Origin of the sequence: Enterobacter cloacae complex sp. IR5418, assembly GCF_049238105.1 — a bacterium.
GTDB lineage: Bacteria > Pseudomonadota > Gammaproteobacteria > Enterobacterales > Enterobacteriaceae > Enterobacter > Enterobacter hormaechei.
In genome coordinates, this window is record NZ_JBMKHS010000018.1 from 67,946 (window position 1) to 87,663 (window position 19,718).

Sequence of the window (19,718 nt, forward strand, 5' to 3'; positions counted from 1 at the left end):
CACGGAGTGTAAGATGTCCCGTAATGTTTCTCTCGCTATCGCTTTTCTGGCGACAGCGCTCTCCGGCCATGCTCTGGCCGACGGTATTCACAGTTTTTCTCAGGCAAAAACCGCAGGCGTAAAGATTAACGCCGACGTGCCGGGTGATTTTTACTGCGGCTGCAAAATTAACTGGCAGGGTAAAAAAGGGGTCGTGGACCTGGCATCCTGCGGCTATAAGGTGCGCAAGAACGAGAACCGCGCCAGCCGAATCGAATGGGAACACGTGGTTCCTGCCTGGCAGTTTGGTCACCAGCGCCAGTGCTGGCAGGATGGCGGACGTAAGAATTGCGCCAAAGATCCGGTCTACCGCCAGATGGAAAGCGATATGCACAACCTGCAACCCGCCGTGGGTGAAGTCAATGGCGATCGCGGTAACTTCATGTACAGCCAGTGGAACGGAGGCGAAGGCCAGTACGGTCAGTGCGCCATGAAGGTTGATTTCAAAGAGAAAGTCGCCGAACCACCTGCCCGCGCGCGCGGCAGCATCGCCCGTACCTACTTCTATATGCGCGACCGGTACGATCTCAACCTTTCCCGCCAGCAGACGCAGCTCTTCAATGCCTGGGACAAGCTCTACCCGGTGACGGACTGGGAATGCCAGCGCGACGAACGTATCGCCAAAGTCCAGGGGAATCACAACCCGTACGTCCAGCGGGCTTGCCAGGCGCAAAAGAGCTAACCTACACTACGGCAATTCGCTTATATCGCATGACACATGGAATTTCTGACTATGCGCATCCCTCGCATCTATCACCCTGAACTGATTACCCCAGGCGGCGAAATCGCCCTGTCTGATGATGCAGCAAACCACGTAGGCCGCGTGCTGCGCATGGGCGCAGGCCAGGCGATTCAGCTCTTTGACGGTTCTAATCAGGTTTTCGACGCTGAAATTACGCGCGCCGACAAAAAAAGCGTGCACGTGAAGGTGCTGCGTGGCGACGTGGATGACCGGGAATCCCCGCTGCACATTCACCTGGGCCAGGTGATGTCGCGTGGGGAAAAGATGGAGTTCACCATTCAGAAATCCATTGAACTGGGTGTAAGCCTCATTACGCCACTTTTTTCTGAGCGCTGCGGCGTTAAACTGGATGCGGAACGTCTGAACAAAAAGATCCAGCAGTGGCAAAAAATTGCCATTGCGGCCTGCGAACAGAGTGGCCGCAACCGTATCCCGGAGATCCGCCCGGCGATGGATCTGGAGGACTGGTGTGCAGAAGAAGAAAGCGGACTTAAGCTCAATCTTCATCCGCGCGCCAGCGCCAGCATCAATACGCTGCCGCTGCCCGTTGAGCGTGTACGCCTGCTGATTGGCCCGGAAGGCGGTCTGTCGGCTGACGAAATTGCCATGACGGCGCGTTACCAGTTTACTGATATTCTGTTGGGACCTCGCGTTCTGCGCACTGAGACAACGGCACTCACCGCCATTACCGCGCTACAGGTGCGATTTGGCGATCTGGGTTGAAGCAAAGCCTGACCCATAACCGGAGAAGAAGATGATTAAGCTCGGCATCGTGATGGACCCCATCGCAAACATTAACATCAAGAAAGATTCCAGCTTCGCTATGCTGCTGGAAGCGCAGCGTCGCGGCTATGAACTCCACTATATGGAGATGAACGATCTTTACCTGATCAACGGTGAAGCCCGCGCACGCACCCGCATCGTTAACGTCGAGCAGAACTACGAAAAATGGTACGAATTCGGCACCGAACAGGACATTGCCCTGGCCGACCTCAACGTGATCCTGATGCGTAAAGATCCGCCGTTCGATACCGAATACATTTACTCCACCTATATCCTTGAGCGTGCCGAAGAGAAAGGGACGCTGATCGTCAATAAACCGCAGAGCCTGCGCGACTGTAACGAGAAGCTCTACACCGCATGGTTCTCTGACCTGACGCCAGAAACGCTGGTCACCCGCAGCAAAACGCAGCTGAAAGCGTTCTGGCAGAAGCACGGCGACATCATCATGAAGCCGCTGGACGGCATGGGTGGCGCGTCGATCTTCCGCGTGAAAGAGGGCGACCCGAACATTGGCGTAATTGCCGAAACGCTGACCGAGCTGGGAACCCGCTACTGCATGGCGCAAAACTATCTGCCAGCCATTAAAGACGGCGACAAGCGTGTGCTGGTCGTAGACGGCGAGCCGGTGCCTTACTGCCTGGCGCGTATCCCACAGGGGGGTGAAACCCGTGGTAACCTGGCCGCCGGTGGCCGTGGCGAGCCGCGTCCGTTAAGCGAAAGCGACTGGGAAATTGCCCGCCGCGTCGGCCCTACGCTGAAAGCCAAAGGCCTGATCTTCGTCGGCCTCGATATCATCGGCGATCGTCTGACCGAAGTGAACGTCACCAGCCCGACCTGCATTCGTGAAATCGAAGCGGAATTCCCGATCTCGATCACCGGAATGCTGATGGACGCTATCGAAAAACGTTTACAGAAATAACCTGTGACAGCGCCTGTGTTTATCCCCATACTGGGCGCTGTCGCTTTTTAAACCAGGAAACAGTACCTCTGACAATGAATTTACAGCATCACTTTCTTATTGCCATGCCTGCTCTCCAGGATCCGATTTTCCGCCGCTCCGTGGTCTATATTTGCGAGTACAACGAAGACGGCGCGATGGGGATTATCATCAATAAACCGCTGGAAAACCTCCAGGTGGAAGGGATTCTGGACAAGCTGAAAATCCCTGCGGAAGCGCGACTGCCGGAAATCCGCCTCGATAAACCGGTGATGCTCGGCGGCCCGCTTGCAGAAGATCGTGGCTTTATCCTGCATACCCCACCGGTTTTCTCGTCCAGCATTCGAATCTCCGATAACACCGTTGTCACCACCTCTCGCGACGTGCTTGAAACGCTGGGCACTGCCAGTCAGCCTTCTGAAGTGCTGGTTGCGCTCGGCTACGCCTCCTGGGAAAAAGGGCAGCTGGAACAAGAAATTCTGGACAACGCCTGGCTGACAGCCCCTGCGGATATGAATATCCTCTTTAAAACCCCTATCGCCGATCGCTGGCGTGACGCGGCTAAACTGATTGGCATTGATATCCTGACCATGCCTGGCGTGGCGGGGCACGCGTAATGAGCGGCACCCTTCTCGCCTTCGACTTCGGCACCAAAAGCATTGGCGTCGCCGTAGGTCAACGGATCACCGGCACCGCTCGCCCACTCACGGCCCTGAAAGCCAATGACGGCACGCCAGACTGGAACCTTATTGAGCGCTTGCTCAAAGAGTGGCAGCCGGACGACGTGATTGTCGGCCTGCCGCTGAACATGGACGGCACCGAGCAGCCGCTTACCGCCCGCGCGCGCAAGTTCGCGAACAAAATCCATGGCCGCTTTGGCGTCTCCGTTAAGCTGCACGATGAACGACTGAGCACCGTTGAAGCGCGCGCTGGCCTGTTCGAGCACGGTGGCTTCCGGGCGCTGAACAAAGGCAGCGTGGATTCAGCGTCAGCCGTTATTATCCTCGAAAGCTATTTCGAACAGGGTTACTGAGCGCCGGGGCCTACAGCCGCCCCTGCGCCCGTCGCTCCGCCAGACTCTGCTCAAAGTTCTGCATCCCCGCCTGCTGCCCCGTTTGAATAATGCCCGGCAGTTGCCAGGTTTTGCCTTCGCGGATCAGGTTTGCCGCCGCCGACGTATTCACCAGTAGCTCATACAGCGCCACGCGCCCGCCCTGGACATCCTGACGCAGTTTTTGCGCCAGTACCGCACGCAGACTTCCCGCCAGCTGATTGCGCACCGGATCTTTCTCCTGCGCCGGGAAGGTATCGACCAGGCGCTCAATTGCCTGCGCCGCACCGCGCGTGTGCAGCGTGGCTAACACCAGATGGCCGGTTTCCGCCGCCGTCAGCGCCAGGCGTATTGTTTCGCTGTCGCGCAACTCACCCAGCAGAATCACATCAGGATCTTCACGCAGCGCGCTACGCAGGGCCTCGGCAAAGGAGGGGCTGTGCTGGCCAATTTCCCGCTGCTGGATCAGACACCGTTCACTCTGGTACATAAACTCCACCGGATCCTCCAGGGTCAGAATATGCCCGTCCGTGTGGTGATTGAGGAAATCGACCATCGCGGCCAGGGTGGTCGATTTCCCGCTGCCGGTAGCGCCGGTGACCAGAATCAGGCCATTGTCATTGGACAGCAGTTCCGGGATCGCTCGCGGCACACCTAACGCAGAGAGCTGCGGGCACGTCAGCGGCAACAGCCGCAGCGCGATCGAAACGCCGTGCATATGCTTAAACGCACTGCCGCGCAGCCGCTGACGGCCTGCGAGGGTAACGGCAAAATCCACCTGCCCGTTTGCCCACCATGTGCCCTGCTGTTCGTCGTTGAGCCACGCTTTTAATAACGCCTCCACATCCGGGGGCGGAAACGGCGCAGGTTCAAGACGGCCTGACCTGCGCCAGCGCGGCGGCGAATCACTGCACAGGTGTAGATCGGAGACGTTATGCTTTACACTAAGGGCCACAATTTCTTCCACATCCATAGACTACTCCTCGGAAAATGAACGACATTGCGCATAACCTGGCACAGGTCCGGGACAAAATCTCAGCCGCGGCAACGCGTTGCGGCCGTGCTCCAGAAGAAATTACATTGCTTGCAGTCAGCAAAACCAAGCCTGCGAGCGCCATCGCAGAAGCGATAGCCGCCGGTCATCGCGCCTTTGGTGAAAACTATGTGCAGGAAGGCGTGGATAAGATCCGTGCTTTCCGGGAACGGGGAAATACAGATCTGCAATGGCACTTTATCGGTCCGCTACAGTCGAACAAAAGCCGACTGGTCGCAGAGCACTTCGACTGGTGTCACACCCTCGATCGTCTGCGCATTGCTACCCGTCTGAGCGACCAGCGCCCTATGGAGATGCCAGCGCTTAACGTGCTGATTCAAATCAACATCAGTGATGAAAACAGCAAGTCCGGCATTACGCTGAGCGAACTGGATCAGCTGGCGGCTGACGTGGCGGCGCTGCCGCGCTTAACTCTGCGCGGGCTGATGGCCATTCCGGCACCAGAGTCAAGTTATGAAAGGCAATTTGCCGTGGCACAGCAAATGGCTGTAGCATTTGAGGCGCTTAAAGCGCGCTATGACACGGTAGACACGCTTTCTCTGGGCATGTCGGACGATATGGAAGCCGCCATCGCGGCAGGCAGTACCATGGTGCGCATCGGCACGGCAATTTTCGGTGCGCGCGATTACACCCAATAATAAGGAAACCTGAGGAACGCCATGAAGACGTTGACTTTCCTGCTTTCAACGGTCATTGAACTGTATACGATGGCGCTGCTGTTGCGCGTCTGGATGCAGTGGGCCCGTTGTGATTTTTACAACCCATTCTCACAATTCATCGTGAAAATCACGCAGCCTGTTGTGGGGCCGCTTCGCCGCGTTATTCCGGCAATGGGGCCGATTGACAGTTCATCTCTGCTGATGGCGTTTATTCTTAGCGTTATCAAAGCGATCGTGCTGTTTATGGTCATCACTTTCCAGCCGATTATCTGGATTGCCGCCGTACTGATCCTTGTGAAAACCGTCGGTTCGCTGATCTTCTGGGTCCTGCTGGTGATGGCAATCATGAGCTGGGTAAGCCGGGGCCGTAGCCCGGTGGAATACGCGTTGATTCAGCTGACAGAACCGCTGCTGCGTCCGATTCGCAGCCTGCTCCCGGCAATGGGCGGAATCGACTTCTCCCCGATGCTCCTCGTTCTGCTGCTGTACGTGCTTAACATGGGTATCGCGGAGCTGTTACAGGCGACGGGTAATATGCTGCTGCCGGGGCTGTGGATGGCGCTATGAGTGCAGTAAGCCCCTGCGCCGACGGGCTGGTTTTACGGCTGTATATTCAGCCGAAAGCCAGCCGCGACAGCATTGTTGGGCTGCATGGCGACGAGTTAAAAGTCGCCATCACCGCCCCGCCGGTTGATGGTCAGGCGAACGCGCATCTGACCAAATATCTGGCAAAACAGTTTCGCGTCGCTAAAAGCCAGGTCATCATAGAAAAAGGTGAACTTGGGCGGCATAAACAGGTAAAAATCCTCAATCCGCAATCTATCCCGACGGAAGTCGCGGCTCTGACAGAACAGGACTAAACCATGCAGAAAGTTGTTCTCGCCACCGGTAACGCCGGTAAAGTGCGCGAGCTGGCCTCGCTATTAAATGATTTTGGGCTGGATGTAGTGGCCCAGACCGACCTTGGTGTGGAGTCCGCCGAAGAGACGGGGCTGACGTTTATCGAAAACGCCATTCTGAAAGCGCGCCATGCGGCGCAGGTCACCGGGCTGCCCGCGATTGCCGATGACTCCGGTCTGGCCGTGGATTTTCTCGGCGGTGCGCCGGGGATTTACTCCGCCCGCTATTCCGGCGTTGACGCCACCGACCAGCAGAATCTGGAAAAGCTGCTTGTTGCTTTGAAAGACGTACCGGACGAACAGCGCACCGCGCAGTTCCACTGCGTGCTGGTCTACATGCGTCACGCGGAAGATCCCACGCCGATTGTCTGCCACGGCAGCTGGCCGGGCGTGATCACCCGTGAAGCGGCGGGCAACGGCGGCTTTGGCTACGATCCGATTTTCTTTGTCCCGACCGAGGGCAAAACCGCCGCGGAACTGACCCGCGAAGAGAAAAGCGCGATTTCCCACCGTGGACGCGCCCTGAAACTGTTACTGGAAGTACTGCGTAATGGCTAATTTGCCGCCTCTGATTCTTTATATTCATATCCCATGGTGTGTGCAGAAATGCCCGTACTGCGATTTCAACTCGCACGCGCTGAAGGGCGAAGTGCCGCACGATGATTACGTCGCGCATCTGCTGGCCGATCTGGATGCCGATGTACCGTACGCACAGGGACGTGAAGTGAAGACCATTTTTATTGGTGGCGGTACGCCGAGCCTGCTTTCTGGCCCGGCGATGCAGACCCTGCTGGACGGCGTGCGTGCGCGCCTGAACCTGGCAGCGGATGCGGAAATTACGATGGAAGCCAACCCCGGCACCGTTGAGGCCGACCGTTTTGTCGAGTATCAGCGCGCGGGCGTGAACCGTATCTCCATCGGCGTGCAGAGCTTTAGCGAGCCAAAACTGAAGCGTCTGGGGCGCATCCACGGCCCGGAAGAGGCAAAGCGCGCGGCGAACCTGGCAACGGGGCTTGGGCTACGCAGCTTTAACCTTGATTTGATGCACGGCCTGCCGGATCAGTCGCTCGAAGAAGCGCTGGACGATTTGCGTCAGGCGATTGAACTGAACCCGCCGCATCTGTCGTGGTATCAGCTGACCATTGAGCCGAACACCCTGTTCGGATCACGTCCTCCGGTGCTGCCGGACGATGACGCGCTGTGGGATATCTTCGAGCAGGGCCATCAGCTTTTGACCGCTGCGGGGTATAAGCAATACGAAACGTCGGCGTATGCGAAGCCGGGCTATCAGTGTCAGCACAATCTGAACTACTGGCGTTTTGGTGATTATCTGGGCATTGGCTGCGGCGCGCACGGCAAAGTGACCTTCCCGGATGGGCGCATTCTGCGTACCGCCAAAACGCGTCACCCGCGCGGGTATATGGAAGGCCGCTACCTGGAGCGTCAGCACGACGTCGAGGCGGTGGATAAGCCGTTTGAGTTCTTTATGAACCGCTTCCGTCTGCTGGAAGCCGCGCCGCGCGCGGAGTTTGCGCTTTACACCGGGTTGTCGGAGTCGGTGATTCGTCCGCAGATTGACGAAGCGCTGGCGCAGGGCTATCTCACGGAATGTGAGGAATACTGGCAGATCACCGAGCACGGCAAGCTGTTCTTAAACTCCCTTCTTGAGCTGTTCCTCGCTGAAGATCCTGAAGGCTGATTCAGGAATTTGCATCCCGTTCTGCCGACTGAGGGAAAGGCTGGCAGAGTACGGGGATGGAAATTATTCGTTCTTACGCAAAACAGCTCAGACGCGAGCTGACAAAAGAAGAAAGGCGGCTTTGGTATTTACTACGTAGCCGCCGTTTCGAAAATTATAAATTTCGTCGACAGCATCCGTTAGGTAATTACATTCTGGATTTCGCCTGCTGCGCGGCTCGTCTGGCCGTTGAACTGGATGGCGGACAGCATGATGAGAATCAGGAGTACGATCGCCAAAGGACGCTCTGGCTAAATCGAAAGGGCTGGTACGTCATTCGTTTCTGGAACAACGAACTCTGGGATAATGAAGAGGCGGTGTTAGAGAGGATCCTTGAGGCGCTGCAAATGCTGCAACCCTCACCCCGGCCCTCTCCCTGAAAGGGAGAGGGAGCAAACCAATACTTCCCCCCCATTTGGGAACAGGGCGCAAACCAATACTTCCCCCCATTTGGGAACAGGGCGCAAACCAATACTTCCCCCCATTTGGGAACAGGGCGCAAACCAATACTTCCCCCCATTTGGGAACAGGGCGCAAACCAATACTTTCCCCCATTTGGGAACAGGGCGCAAACCAGTACTTCCCCCCATTTGGGAACAGGGCGCAAACTATTCCCTCGCCCCTTTGGGGAGAGGGTTAGGGTGAGGGGCGAAGTGAATTACTTCAGCGTCCCCACCAGCGCCTTCCGGCTATCTTCCAGCGACACCACGCGTTTACACACGTCTTTGCCGAACTGCTGGAAATCGGCTTCCTGATTCTTCCACTCGTTCTGAATCGAGGTTTGCAGTCCGCCCAGGCTACCCAGTACGCCCTGCAACGGATTACCGCCGCCTTTCAGCACGGCTTTAGCACCCATCTCATTAATGCTGTCCTGGAGAATGCCGCCCATCGCCTGATTCACCAGCTGTTGACCGTCGGCACGCACCTGATCGATAGCCTTATAGTGGAACGTCAGGCCATCAGAGCGCGTCTCAATAATACGGTTCATCTGCTCTTTCAGCTGTTTATCCAGCTTCGTCAGGCGGGTGCGCATATTGCTGCTCTCACCCACCTCTTTAGTGATGATTTTATCCAGCGCCACGCGGCTTTTCTCGACGCGTGTCAGCGCACCATCGTTGATCCAGGGCAGCGCGGTACGCAACTCGGCCTGGTAGTCCATCGCCTGCTCGCGCTGGGCGGCCGTCAGGTTTTGCGGTTTGCCGTTAAAGGTGACGTTGCCATCCGGCGTAATCACCAGATTGCCATTCTCGCCCTTAACCTGCACGGTTTGCGGACTTAGCACCACGTCATCCCGCGGGGTGACGCTACATTTATACTCCGCATGAGCGGTAGATCCGATTGCCAGTAAAGCAACAGCCAGCAACGTTTTGCGCATCGTTAACACTCCCTCAGACAAAATGGGCCAGCTAATGCTGGCCCTTGACTGCTTAATTAGTCCCACCAAACATCGAAAAGTTCGCTGACGCGGACATCTTCCAGTTTGTGGTCTTCAAGCCATTTGCGTACCAGCGCCTGATGTTCTTCGGTGCATTTACCCACTTCCTGGGTGCAAATCAGACCTTCCCACGCCAGATAGCCGCTACCGTCGAAGGCCAGCTTGTTTGGCTCGATCACCTCGTTGATGAACGCATCAACGTCCTGATCGATCTGCTCAACGCTGGTGCCTTCCGGGAAACGCCAGGCAACGGAGAAACCCACTTCCTGGAATTCTTCGATGTGCATCTTTTTACGCAGACGACGGCTACGATTCTTTGCCATTATTTCACCCTCTCGAACATTAAGTCCCATACGCCGTGACCAAGACGATGGCCACGCTGTTCAAATTTTGTCACCGGACGTGAATCCGGACGCGGTACGTAGTCGTTGCTTTCAGACTGGTTTTTATACCCGTCCAGAGACGACATCACTTCCAGCATATGTTCCGCATAAGGTTCCCAGTCGGTCGCCATGTGGAAGACGCCGCCCAGCTTCAGCTTGCTTTTCACCAGTTCGGCAAACGGCGCCTGAACGATACGGCGTTTATTATGACGCGCTTTGTGCCACGGGTCAGGGAAAAAGAGCTGAACCATGTTCAAAGAATTGTCAGGAATCATTTTGTGCAGCACTTCCACCGCGTCGTGACACATCACGCGCAGGTTCTCAACGCCCTCTTCATGAGCGGTTGCGAGACAGGCGCCGACGCCCGGCGAGTGCACTTCAATGCCAAGGAAATTCTGCTCCGGGCGCGCTTTCGCCATGGTCACCAGCGAGGTGCCCATACCAAAACCGATCTCCAGCGTCACTGGCGCGTCGCGACCGAACAGGTCGGTAAAGTCGAGCGGCTGCTCGCTGAACTCAACGCCCATCACCGGCCAGTAGTTGTCCAGCGCGTGTTGCTGCCCTTTTGTCAGGCGGCCCTGACGGCGGACAAAGCTGCGAATACGGCGCAGCGGGCGACCGTTTTCATCAAATTCCGGTGAAATGACGTCGTTTTTCATAAAAGAGTTGTCTGCTTGTGAGAGTGTTCGGGAAACGGGCATTATCCAAAGTTAAGGCTTCTATGCAAGCATGGGAAAGATCCGGTTTACAGCAGATTGACGCTGTGCTGCAATCTGCGTCCCTGATTAAGCGAATCGATGACCATGCAAGCCTCTCAATTTTCAGCCCAGGTGCTGGACTGGTACGACAAATACGGGCGTAAAACCCTGCCCTGGCAAATTGAAAAAACGCCTTACAAAGTATGGCTCTCCGAGGTGATGTTGCAACAAACGCAGGTCGCGACGGTCATTCCTTACTTCGAGCGTTTTATGGCGCGCTTCCCCACAGTCACCGATCTGGCCAACGCGCCGCTGGACGAGGTGCTGCACCTGTGGACCGGGCTGGGCTACTACGCCCGTGCGCGCAACCTGCACAAAGCCGCACAGCAGGTCGCCACCCGCCACAACGGTAAATTCCCGGAAACCTTTGACGAGGTGGCAGATTTGCCCGGCGTCGGGCGTTCAACCGCAGGCGCCATCCTCTCCCTGTCCTTAGGCAAACATTTCCCTATTCTCGACGGCAACGTCAAGCGCGTGCTCGCACGCTGCTATGCCGTCGACGGCTGGCCGGGTAAGAAAGAGGTTGAGAAACGTCTGTGGGAGATCAGTGAAGCGGTCACTCCGGCGAAAGGGGTCGAGCGTTTTAATCAGGCGATGATGGATCTGGGCGCGATGGTCTGCACCCGCTCAAAACCGAAGTGCGAACTCTGCCCGGTAAACAACCTTTGCGTGGCCTATGCGAACCACACCTGGGCGCAGTATCCGGGGAAAAAACCGAAGCAGACGCTGCCTGAACGCACCGGGTACATGCTCCTGATGCAGCATGGTGACGAGGTGTTTCTTGCCCAGCGACCACCGAGTGGCCTGTGGGGTGGTCTATACTGCTTCCCACAGTTTGAGGATGAAGCTTCGCTTCGGAAATGGCTTGAACAGCGCGGCATCGCGGCCGATACCCTGACGCAACTCAACGCGTTCCGTCATACCTTCAGCCATTTCCATCTGGATATTGTGCCGATGTGGCTTCCCGTGTCCTCATTCACGTCGTGCATGGATGAAGGCACCGCTCTCTGGTATAACTTAGCGCAACCGCCATCAGTCGGGCTGGCGGCTCCCGTGGAGCGCCTGTTACAGCAATTACGTGTCGGTGCAATGGTTTAGCATCGGCAAGACAAAGAGGAATGAGTATGGCCAGAACCATTTTTTGTACTTTCCTACAGCGCGACGCTGAAGGCCAGGATTTCCAGCTCTACCCGGGCGACCTGGGTAAGCGCATTTACAACGAGATCTCCAAAGACGCCTGGGGACAGTGGCAGAAAAAACAGACCATGCTGATCAACGAGAAAAAGCTCAGCATGATGAACCCGGAACACCGCAAACTGCTGGAGCAGGAGATGGTGAACTTCCTGTTCGAAGGTAAAGACGTCCACATCGAAGGCTATACGCCACCGGAAAAATAATATCGCGCTGCTGGTGCCGGGTGGCGCTGCGCTTACCCGGCCTACAAAACCGTAGGCCCGTGCAAGCGCAGCGCCGCCGGGCAACAGCACCCCCAAAGCAAACACAACACGCACTCCCGGAATGATGAAAAAACTTTTAGCGCTAGCCCTTGTTGCGCCGTTGCTTGTGTCTTGTTCTTCCAAAAAAGGCGATGAATACAACGAAGCCTGGGTTAAGGACACCAACGGTTTTGACATTTTGATGGGGCAGTTTGCCCACAACATCGAGAACATATGGGGATTTAACGAAGTCCTGATTGCCGGACCGAAGGACTACGTTAAGTACACCGACGCCTATCAGACCCGTAGCCACATCAACTTCGATGACGGTACGATTACGGTTGAAACCATCGCGGGGACTGAACCTGCGGCGCATTTACGTCAGGCCATCATCAAAACCCTGCTGATGGGCGACGATCCGGGGTCTATTGACCTCTACTCTGATGCCGATGATATCACCATCTCCAAAGAGCCATTCCTGTATGGGCAGGTCGTAGACCAGACCGGTCAGCCGATACGCTGGGAAGGCCGCGCCACGAAATTTGCCGACTATCTGCTGCAAACGCGCCTGAAAAGCCGCACCAATGGCCTGAAGGTGATCTACAGCGTCACGATCAACCTGGTACCGAACCACCTCGACAAGCGTGCGCATAAGTATCTGGGCATGGTGCGTCAGGCATCGCGTAAGTATGGCGTGGATGAGTCGCTGATCCTGGCGATCATGCAGACCGAATCCTCGTTCAACCCCTACGCGGTAAGCCGTTCCGACGCGCTGGGACTGATGCAGGTTGTGCAGCACAGCGCCGGTAAAGACGTGTTCCGCGCGCAGGGGAAATCCGGCACGCCGAGCCGTAGCTACCTGTTCGACCCGCAAAGCAACATTGATACCGGCACGGCCTATCTGGCGATGCTGAACAATGTCTATCTTGGCGGAATTGATAACCCAACCTCACGTCGCTATGCGGTGATCACCGCCTATAACGGCGGCGCGGGCAGCGTGCTGCGCGTGTTCTCGAACGATAAGGTGCAGGCCGCGAACATCATCAACAGCATGGCGCCGGGCGATGTGTACGCTACCCTCACCACCCGCCACCCGTCTGCGGAATCCCGCCGCTATCTGTATAAGGTGAATACGGCGCAGAAGAACTACCGCCGCCGCTAGAAACCAACATCTTCCCCTCACCCTGCCCTCTCCCCAAAGGGGAGAGGGTGTTCAAGTTCCCTCTCCCCTTTGGGGAGAGGGTTAGGGTGAGGGGAATAAACCGCACCCACCCATACGAAAATGCTATTTGCATCACAATCCAGACTGCAAATTAATGTGGATTGCATTTTTTTGCGGGAGGTAACAAAACATATCGTTGCCAACTGATAAGATTGCATCAAATAACAACCCTGAATGTTCCTATACCAACATATCTCCCGCTCACTTGTGAGGAAAGTAACATGAACCTTAAGCTGCAGCTTAAAATCTTGTCGTTTCTGCAGTTCTGCCTGTGGGGTAGCTGGCTGACTACACTCGGCTCCTATATGTTTGTGACGCTCAAATTCGATGGTGCGTCGATCGGTGCCGTTTACAGCTCGCTGGGTATTGCGGCTGTTTTCATGCCAACGCTGCTCGGTATCGTGGCGGATAAATGGTTAAGCGCGAAATGGCTGTATATGCTTTGCCATCTGGTGGGGGCGGGGACGCTGTTTATGGCGGCCGAAGTGACCACGCCAGGGGCGATGTTTATGGTGATCCTGCTCAACTCGCTGGCGTACATGCCAACGCTTGGGTTGATCAACACCATCTCCTACTACCGCCTGAAATCAGCCGGTCTGGATATCGTCACCGACTTCCCGCCGATCCGTATCTGGGGCACCATCGGCTTTATCATGGCCATGTGGGGCGTGAGTTTCGCGGGCTTCGAACTGAGCCACATGCAGCTGTATATTGGTGCTGCGCTCTCCGTGCTGCTGGCGCTGTTCACCCTGACGCTGCCTACTATTCCGGTGTCTAACCAGCAGAAAAACCAGAGCTGGAGCACCATGCTCGGCCTGGACGCGTTCGCGCTGTTCAAAAACAAGCGCATGGCGATCTTCTTCATCTTCTCCATGCTGCTGGGCGCGGAACTGCAAATCACCAACATGTTCGGCAACACCTTCCTGCACAGCTTCGATAACGATCCGCTGTTCGCCGGAAGCTTTATCGTTGAACACGCGTCGGTGATGATGTCCATCTCGCAGATCTCCGAGACGCTGTTCATCCTGACCATTCCGTTCTTCCTGAGCCGCTACGGTATCAAGAACGTCATGCTGATCAGTATCGCCGCGTGGATGCTGCGCTTCGGCCTGTTTGCCTACGGCGACCCAAGCGCATTCGGCACCGTGCTGCTGGTGCTGTCGATGATCGTTTACGGCTGCGCCTTCGACTTCTTCAACATCTCCGGTTCGGTGTTTGTGGAAAAAGAGGTAAAACCAGAGATCCGCGCCAGCGCACAGGGCATGTTCCTGATGATGACCAACGGCTTCGGCTGTATTCTGGGCGGCGTGGTGAGCGGTAAAGTGGTTGAGATGTATACCACCAACGGCATTACCAACTGGCAGCCAGTGTGGCTGATCTTCGCCGGGTGCTCGCTGGTGCTGTTCTTCGCGTTCATCGCGCTGTTCAAGTACAAGCACGTACGCGAACCACACGGTGCGCAGCCAGTCGCGCATTGATTGTTGTGCCCGGTGGCGCAAGCTTACCGGGCATACGTTTAGGAAAAGCGTTATTTCAGCACGTATCCATACAGCCGTTTAATCCCGTCCGCATCTTTCTCGCTGTAAACGCCCTGCAACTCTGGCGAAAAACCTGGCAGCATATTAATGCCCTCTTCCAGCGCCAGGAAGTAGCGCTGCACCGCACCACCCCACACTTCTCCCGGCACCACGCACAGCACACCCGGCGGGTATGGCAGCGCGCCTTCGGCGGCAATACGCCCTTCTGCGTCACGAATTCGCACCAGTTCCACGTTCCCGCGAATATACTCCTGGTTGGCATCCTGCGGGTTCATCACTACAGCGGGCAGGCTCTCCTGACGGAACATCGCCTTCTGTAAGTCCTTGACGTTAAAACTGACGTAGAGATCGTGCATCTCCTGGCACAGCTGACGGATCGTGTAGTCGCGGTAGCGCACCGGGTATTTCTGGTAGATGGTCGGCAGCACGTCCGCGAGCGGCGTGTCGTCTTCAATATGCTGCTCAAACTGCCCCAGCATTGCCACCAGCTGCGCCAGCTTCTCGCTGCTTTCGGCAGGTGTCAGCAGGAACAGGATGGAGTTGAGATCGCACTTCTCCGGCACAATGCCGTTTTCGCGCAGGTAATGCGCGAGAATGGTCGCCGGAATGCCGAAATCGGTATAGTGCCCTGTTTCGGCATCAATGCCCGGCGTGGTCAGCAGCAGCTTGCACGGATCGACAAAATACTGCTCGCGGGCATAGCCTTCAAAACCGTGCCATTTTGCACCCGGTTCAAAACTAAAGAAGCGACGCTCGCTGGCGATGGCCTGCGTAGGGTGATCCTGCCATGGCCGCCCCGCCACCACCGGTGGGATAAACGGTTTGATCATAGTGCAGTTGGCGATGATGGCCTTGCGCGCTTCAATGCCCAGCTCGACACACTCCGCCCACAGTCTGCGTCCGCTCTCGCCCTCGTGGATCTTGGCGTTCACGTCCAGCGCCGCAAAAAGCGGGTAAAACGGGCTGGTGGAGGCATGCAGCATGAACGCATTGTTCAGCCGCTTGTGGGGACAGAAACGCGACTGACCGCGAATATGGTTATCTTTTTTATGGATCTGCGACGTTTGCGAGAACCCGGCCTGCTGCTTGTGGACCGACTGGGTCACGAAAATACCCGGATCGTTCTCGTTCAGTTCCAGCAAAAGCGGAGACGTTTCCGCCATCATCGGGATAAATTGCTCGTAGCCGACCCAGGCGGAGTCAAACAGGACGTAGTCGCAAAGGTGACCGATCTTGTCTATCACCTGACGGGCGTTGTAGATCGTGCCGTCGTAGGTGCCCAACTGGATGACGGCCAGACGGAACGGGCGCGCGTCAGCGGCTTTATCCGGCGCGACGTCGCGGATCAGGTTCCTGAGATACGCCTCGTCAAAGCAGTGTTCATCAATCCCGCCGATAAAACCAAACGGATTACGCGCTGCCTCAAGATAGACAGGCGTTGCCCCGGCCTGGATCAGCGCCCCGTGATGGTTGGACTTATGGTTGTTGCGGTCGAACAGTACCAGGTCACCGCGTGTAAGCAGCGCGTTGGTCACTACCTTATTGGCCGCCGACGTACCGTTCAGTACGAAGTAGGTTTTGTCCGCGTTGAACACTTTGGCCGCGAACTTTTGCGCGTGCTTGGCAGAACCTTCGTGGATCAGCAAATCCCCGAGCTTCACGTCGGCATTGCACATATCGGCAAGAAACACGTTTTCACCGAAGAAGTCATAGAACTGCCGCCCCGCCGGGTGTTTTTTGAAAAAGGCGCCGTGCTGGTGTCCCGGACAGGCAAAGGTGCTGTTTCCCATCGCCACATACTGACTCAGGGTGTCAAAAAAGGGCGGCAGCAGCTTTTCTTCATACCGACAGGCGGCAGATTCCAGTTCCAGGAACTCCTGTGCTTTACCCGAGATGATCGCCGTGACACCCTCTGGCACTTCTCCAGGCTCTGTTGAGAACATAAATACCGGTAACTGAAAGCCCGTACGCTTCAGCAACGCGAGAATGCCGCTGTAGCTTTCAACAACCGTAATGACGACTGCCGCCACATCGGTGAAATCGGTGTTATCCAGCATAACCTTTTCGCGATGCGTTGAAACTTTGGATACCAGCTCACGGCTGACGGCAATTTTCATGGTTTTCATAAGCGCAAATACCCTCACCGAACGGTGAGACAGGAAGGAGAAAATTCGCGCAATCATGTCACCTTTTATTTTCAGGTGCAAGAAGGAATCAGTATGCGTTACGCCTCCCAAAGCTAAGCATAATCAGGGACGGACGTGCCATAATCATGCAATGCCAGTGCTTAAATAACAGGAGTTAAACGTGGTGATTGGACCCTTTATCAATGCGGGAGCCGTACTGCTGGGCGGTGTACTTGGGGCAGTATTAAGTCAGCGCTTGCCGGAGCGTATTCGTGTCTCCATGCCCTCTATTTTTGGCCTGGCATCATTAGGGATTGGTATCCTGTAGTGGTGAAATGCGCCAACCTGCCGGTGATGGTACTGGCGACCCTGCTCGGCGCGCTGATCGGCGAGTTCTGCTACCTGGAAAAAGGCATCAACAACGCAGTAGGTAAAGCCAAAAACCTGATTGCCCGACCGGGTAAGACGAAGCACGGCACTCATGAAACGTTCATTCAGAATTACGTCGCGATCATTATTCTGTTCTGCGCCAGCGGCACGGGGATATTCGGTTCGATGCAGGAAGGGATGACCGGTGATCCGAGCATATTGATTGCGAAAGCGTTTCTGGATTTCTTTACTGCCACCATTTTTGCCACCACCCTCGGCATTGCTGTCGCCGCGATATGTGTGCCGATGCTGCTTATTCAGCTGGCGCTGGCCACCTGCGCCACGCTCATCCTGCCGCTGACAACGCCAGCGATGATGGCAGACTTTACCGCCGTCGGCGGCCTGCTGCTGCTGGCGACAGGGCTGCGCATTTGTGGCATCAAGATGTTTGCAGTGGTGAACATGCTCCCTGCCCTGTTGCTCGCGATGCCGCTTTCCGCGCTCTGGACGCACTTTTTCGCTTAAGTTTGCGGCGAAATGGTGAGAGAGTGTGCAGTCCGCACCGAAAACCACAAATTTCGTTGACGTCGGAGGGAGGATCGGGTTTAATGCGCCCCGTTGCCCGGATAGCTCAGTCGGTAGAGCAGGGGATTGAAAATCCCCGTGTCCTTGGTTCGATTCCGAGTCCGGGCACCACTTTTCTGTTTTTATGCGTCTCAGCATGTCTCTATAAATATTTAGATTCAGAGAGTTAGCGTAAAAACTGTCTTAGTGCGTATCTGTTTATCTGTACGCATACGACAAAATTTGGGGTCAGATTGCGGGTTATTCAGTTCGATAAACGGAGTGACCCATTATGTTAACTGATTCCCGCATCCGTACTGCAAAATCCCTTGATAAATCCTACAAGCTGACTGATACACACGGTCTGTACCTGATGGTTTCCACCACGGGTTCACGCTTATGGTATTTCCGCTACCGCTTTGCCGGTAAAGAGTCCCGTCTGGCGTTTGGCGCTTACCCTCAGGTGACACTGGCCGAAGCCCGCGAAAAACGTGATGCGGCAAGAAAACTGCTGGCATCTGATATCAGCCCTTCCCAGCTTCGCAAAACCGAAAAATCCCCCATTGATGATTCCCGAACCTTTAAGTTTATCGCTACCGAATGGCACACGAATAATCTTGTTCGCTGGTCAGAAGGTCATGCGGACAAAATCCTGATTTGCCTTAAGCGCTATGTCTTTCCGGATGTTGGCGCAATGGATATCACCAAAATTGAAACCCGGCATCTGGCTCAGCTTGTTAAAGCCATTGATGATAAAGGCGTACATGACGTTGCCGGACGGGTACGTAAGCATCTGACCAAAATCATGCGTCATGCCGTACAGCGCGGTTTTATCCGCTATAACCCGGCCTTCGACCTCGACGACGTTGTGACCCCAGTTGTGACCCACCACCACCCCGCCCTGCCCCTGAAACGCCTGCCTGAGCTACTGGAGAAAATCAACGGCTACAAAGGCCGGGTACTGACCCGGCTGGCGCTGGAACTGAACCTGCATGTCTTCCTGCGCTCCAGCGAACTGCGTCTGGCCCGCTGGGATGAGTTCAACCTGAAAGCCCGCATCTGGACAGTGCCCGCACAACGCGAAGCGGTGAAAGGTGTGCGGTTCTCGGAGCGTGGTTCAAAGATGAAGGATGAGCACCTGGTGCCATTATCTGTACAGGCCGTGACCCTGCTGGAGCAGATTAAAGACATTTCGGGTGGAGCAGCCTTTGTTTTTCCGGGTGCCCATTCGCTGGACAAGCCAATGAGCGAAAACACCATCAACAAGGCACTGCGGGTGATTGGCTACGACACCAAAACCGAGGTCTGCGGTCACGGTTTCCGCACAATGGCCTGTAGCGCGCTGAACGAGTCTGCGCTGTGGTCCAAAGACGCTATCGAGCGACAGATGAGTCACAAAGAACGAAACGGTGTGCGGGCAGCCTATGTGCATAAGGCGGAACATCTGGAAGCCCGTATGGAAATGATGCAGTGGTGGTCGGATTATCTGGATGTCAGCCGCGAGGGGTATGTTGCGCCCTATATCTATGCCAGGCAGTACACACGGGCATCCTGACAGCAGCGGTTACGCAGTCATCTTCACTGACTGACAACAAAGCCACCTGTGCTCAACACGTCGGTGGCCTTTGAAAGACAGCATTCAGTCGCCACCATTAACAGGCAAAACCTTAAATTATTACAGCGGTAATAATTTAAGGTTTTGCCGATGAATCGGTATCACTGAACTGCGCCAGCTTCGGCCTTTTGGTTTTCAGCCTTTTCAGGGCAAGTCCTGTTACCCTTAACCTCCCTTACCCCTTAGGCCTTTTCCCGGCCAGATAACAGAACAGTAAATGCGGCAACAACAACAATAGCTACCACCAATTATTCCTGCGCCAGTCAAAAGGTAAACACCTCAAATTATTCCGGTAGAATATTTTCAGGCAATTACCGACTTTGTTGAATAAATCGAACTTTTGCTGAGTTGAAGGATCAGATCACGCATC

The 19,718-nt window shown here is 55.7% G+C and carries 21 protein-coding genes, 1 tRNA gene and 1 pseudogene; 18 read left to right on the plus strand and 5 right to left on the minus strand.

The genetic code is table 11. The features are described 5' to 3' along the window. Positions 1 to 13 precede the first annotated feature (13 nt). The 5 genes from endA to ruvX all read left to right on the plus strand — a co-directional run bounded on the left by endA (position 14) and on the right by ruvX (position 3,534). On the plus strand, positions 14 to 721 hold the full coding sequence (endA, locus tag ACOTX7_RS14985) for a deoxyribonuclease I (protein WP_221256453.1): 708 nt from the start codon (positions 14 to 16) through the stop codon (positions 719 to 721). 51 nt (positions 722 to 772) lie between these two features. Continuing rightward, positions 773 to 1,504: a 16S rRNA (uracil(1498)-N(3))-methyltransferase gene (rsmE, locus tag ACOTX7_RS14990; protein WP_017382923.1), complete on the plus strand. Its 732-nt coding sequence runs from the start codon at positions 773 to 775 to the stop codon at positions 1,502 to 1,504. A 31-nt stretch (positions 1,505 to 1,535) separates the two neighbouring features. Then, the gene (gene gshB, locus ACOTX7_RS14995; protein WP_006811923.1) at positions 1,536 to 2,483 is read left to right on the plus strand and encodes a glutathione synthase; all 948 of its coding nucleotides are present in this window, start codon (positions 1,536 to 1,538) and stop codon (positions 2,481 to 2,483) included. Positions 2,484 to 2,557: 74 nt separating this feature from the next. Then, positions 2,558 to 3,118 carry a YqgE/AlgH family protein gene (locus tag ACOTX7_RS15000; RefSeq protein ID WP_006811924.1) on the plus strand — a complete coding sequence of 187 codons (561 nt, stop codon included), beginning with the start codon at positions 2,558 to 2,560 and terminating at the stop codon, positions 3,116 to 3,118. Continuing rightward, positions 3,118 to 3,534, plus strand: coding sequence for a Holliday junction resolvase RuvX (gene ruvX / locus ACOTX7_RS15005; RefSeq protein WP_006811925.1), 417 nt, complete (start codon positions 3,118 to 3,120; stop codon positions 3,532 to 3,534). The genes ACOTX7_RS15000 and ruvX overlap by 1 nt, the downstream gene beginning before the upstream one ends. 10 nt (positions 3,535 to 3,544) lie before the next feature. On the opposite strand, the gene ACOTX7_RS15010 is transcribed toward ruvX, so the two are convergent. Next, positions 3,545 to 4,525, minus strand: coding sequence for a type IV pilus twitching motility protein PilT (locus ACOTX7_RS15010; protein WP_221256454.1), 981 nt, complete (start codon positions 4,523 to 4,525; stop codon positions 3,545 to 3,547). 17 nt (positions 4,526 to 4,542) lie between these two features. Between ACOTX7_RS15010 and ACOTX7_RS15015 the strand changes: the two genes are divergently transcribed. The 6 genes from ACOTX7_RS15015 to ACOTX7_RS15040 are packed head-to-tail and all read left to right on the plus strand — an operon-like array spanning position 4,543 to position 8,282. Next, on the plus strand, positions 4,543 to 5,244 hold the full coding sequence (locus ACOTX7_RS15015) for a YggS family pyridoxal phosphate-dependent enzyme (protein ID WP_047355180.1): 702 nt from the start codon (positions 4,543 to 4,545) through the stop codon (positions 5,242 to 5,244). Positions 5,245 to 5,265: 21 nt separating this feature from the next. Continuing rightward, positions 5,266 to 5,832 (plus strand): YggT family protein, encoded by a 567-nt coding sequence (locus tag ACOTX7_RS15020; RefSeq protein ID WP_006811928.1) that lies wholly within the window; start codon positions 5,266 to 5,268, stop codon positions 5,830 to 5,832. After that, positions 5,829 to 6,125 carry a DUF167 family protein YggU gene (yggU, locus tag ACOTX7_RS15025; protein WP_003860023.1) on the plus strand — a complete coding sequence of 99 codons (297 nt, stop codon included), beginning with the start codon at positions 5,829 to 5,831 and terminating at the stop codon, positions 6,123 to 6,125. The genes ACOTX7_RS15020 and yggU overlap by 4 nt, the downstream gene beginning before the upstream one ends. 3 nt (positions 6,126 to 6,128) lie before the next feature. After that, positions 6,129 to 6,722, plus strand: a complete 594-nt coding sequence (locus ACOTX7_RS15030; protein WP_221256455.1) for an XTP/dITP diphosphatase — start codon at positions 6,129 to 6,131, stop codon at positions 6,720 to 6,722. Beyond that, positions 6,715 to 7,863 (plus strand): radical SAM family heme chaperone HemW, encoded by a 1,149-nt coding sequence (gene hemW, locus ACOTX7_RS15035; RefSeq protein ID WP_421626104.1) that lies wholly within the window; start codon positions 6,715 to 6,717, stop codon positions 7,861 to 7,863. Before ACOTX7_RS15030 ends, hemW begins: the two co-directional genes overlap by 8 nt. Before the next feature lie 56 nt (positions 7,864 to 7,919). Then, on the plus strand, positions 7,920 to 8,282 hold the full coding sequence (locus ACOTX7_RS15040; RefSeq protein WP_221813590.1) for an endonuclease domain-containing protein: 363 nt from the start codon (positions 7,920 to 7,922) through the stop codon (positions 8,280 to 8,282). Positions 8,283 to 8,560: 278 nt separating this feature from the next. Here ACOTX7_RS15040 and ACOTX7_RS15045 read toward each other — a convergent pair whose 3' ends face one another. Genes ACOTX7_RS15045 through trmB form a run of 3 tightly spaced genes read right to left on the minus strand, consistent with a single transcriptional unit; the run spans position 8,561 to position 10,379 of the window. Next, positions 8,561 to 9,277, minus strand: a complete 717-nt coding sequence (locus tag ACOTX7_RS15045; RefSeq protein WP_003862419.1) for a DUF2884 domain-containing protein — start codon at positions 9,275 to 9,277, stop codon at positions 8,561 to 8,563. 56 nt (positions 9,278 to 9,333) lie between these two features. After that, positions 9,334 to 9,660 (minus strand): YggL family protein, encoded by a 327-nt coding sequence (locus ACOTX7_RS15050; RefSeq protein ID WP_003862421.1) that lies wholly within the window; start codon positions 9,658 to 9,660, stop codon positions 9,334 to 9,336. Then, complete coding sequence (trmB, locus tag ACOTX7_RS15055) at positions 9,660 to 10,379, minus strand: tRNA (guanosine(46)-N7)-methyltransferase TrmB (protein WP_015571843.1); 720 nt, start codon at positions 10,377 to 10,379, stop codon at positions 9,660 to 9,662. The genes ACOTX7_RS15050 and trmB overlap by 1 nt, the downstream gene beginning before the upstream one ends. A 144-nt stretch (positions 10,380 to 10,523) precedes the next feature. Between trmB and mutY the strand changes: the two genes are divergently transcribed. The 4 genes from mutY to ACOTX7_RS15075 all read left to right on the plus strand — a co-directional run bounded on the left by mutY (position 10,524) and on the right by ACOTX7_RS15075 (position 14,614). Continuing rightward, positions 10,524 to 11,576, plus strand: coding sequence for an A/G-specific adenine glycosylase (gene mutY / locus ACOTX7_RS15060; protein ID WP_221256456.1), 1,053 nt, complete (start codon positions 10,524 to 10,526; stop codon positions 11,574 to 11,576). Between the two features lie 26 nt (positions 11,577 to 11,602). Beyond that, entirely contained in the window at positions 11,603 to 11,875 is a 273-nt protein-coding gene (locus ACOTX7_RS15065; RefSeq protein WP_032674044.1) for an oxidative damage protection protein, read from the plus strand. A 124-nt stretch (positions 11,876 to 11,999) separates the two neighbouring features. Continuing rightward, positions 12,000 to 13,076, plus strand: coding sequence for a membrane-bound lytic murein transglycosylase MltC (gene mltC, locus ACOTX7_RS15070; RefSeq protein WP_003862427.1), 1,077 nt, complete (start codon positions 12,000 to 12,002; stop codon positions 13,074 to 13,076). Positions 13,077 to 13,357: 281 nt separating this feature from the next. After that, the gene (locus tag ACOTX7_RS15075; protein ID WP_421626105.1) at positions 13,358 to 14,614 is read left to right on the plus strand and encodes a nucleoside permease; all 1,257 of its coding nucleotides are present in this window, start codon (positions 13,358 to 13,360) and stop codon (positions 14,612 to 14,614) included. A 50-nt stretch (positions 14,615 to 14,664) separates the two neighbouring features. Here the strand turns inward: ACOTX7_RS15075 and ACOTX7_RS15080 are convergent, their stop codons facing one another. After that, positions 14,665 to 16,800 carry an ornithine decarboxylase gene (locus ACOTX7_RS15080; RefSeq protein WP_350364196.1) on the minus strand — a complete coding sequence of 712 codons (2,136 nt, stop codon included), beginning with the start codon at positions 16,798 to 16,800 and terminating at the stop codon, positions 14,665 to 14,667. Positions 16,801 to 16,981: 181 nt separating this feature from the next. Between ACOTX7_RS15080 and ACOTX7_RS15085 the strand changes: the two are divergent. The 3 genes and pseudogenes from ACOTX7_RS15085 (at position 16,982) to ACOTX7_RS15095 (ending at position 19,288) form a co-directional block, all read left to right on the plus strand. Next, positions 16,982 to 17,694, plus strand: a pseudogene (locus ACOTX7_RS15085) (DUF554 domain-containing protein). Positions 17,695 to 17,789: 95 nt separating this feature from the next. Further along, a tRNA-Phe gene (locus ACOTX7_RS15090) sits at positions 17,790 to 17,865 on the plus strand. Between the two features lie 160 nt (positions 17,866 to 18,025). Next, a complete protein-coding gene (locus ACOTX7_RS15095; protein WP_221813692.1) occupies positions 18,026 to 19,288 on the plus strand; it encodes a tyrosine-type recombinase/integrase in 1,263 nt (420 codons plus the stop codon). Positions 19,289 to 19,718: the final 430 nt, after the last annotated feature.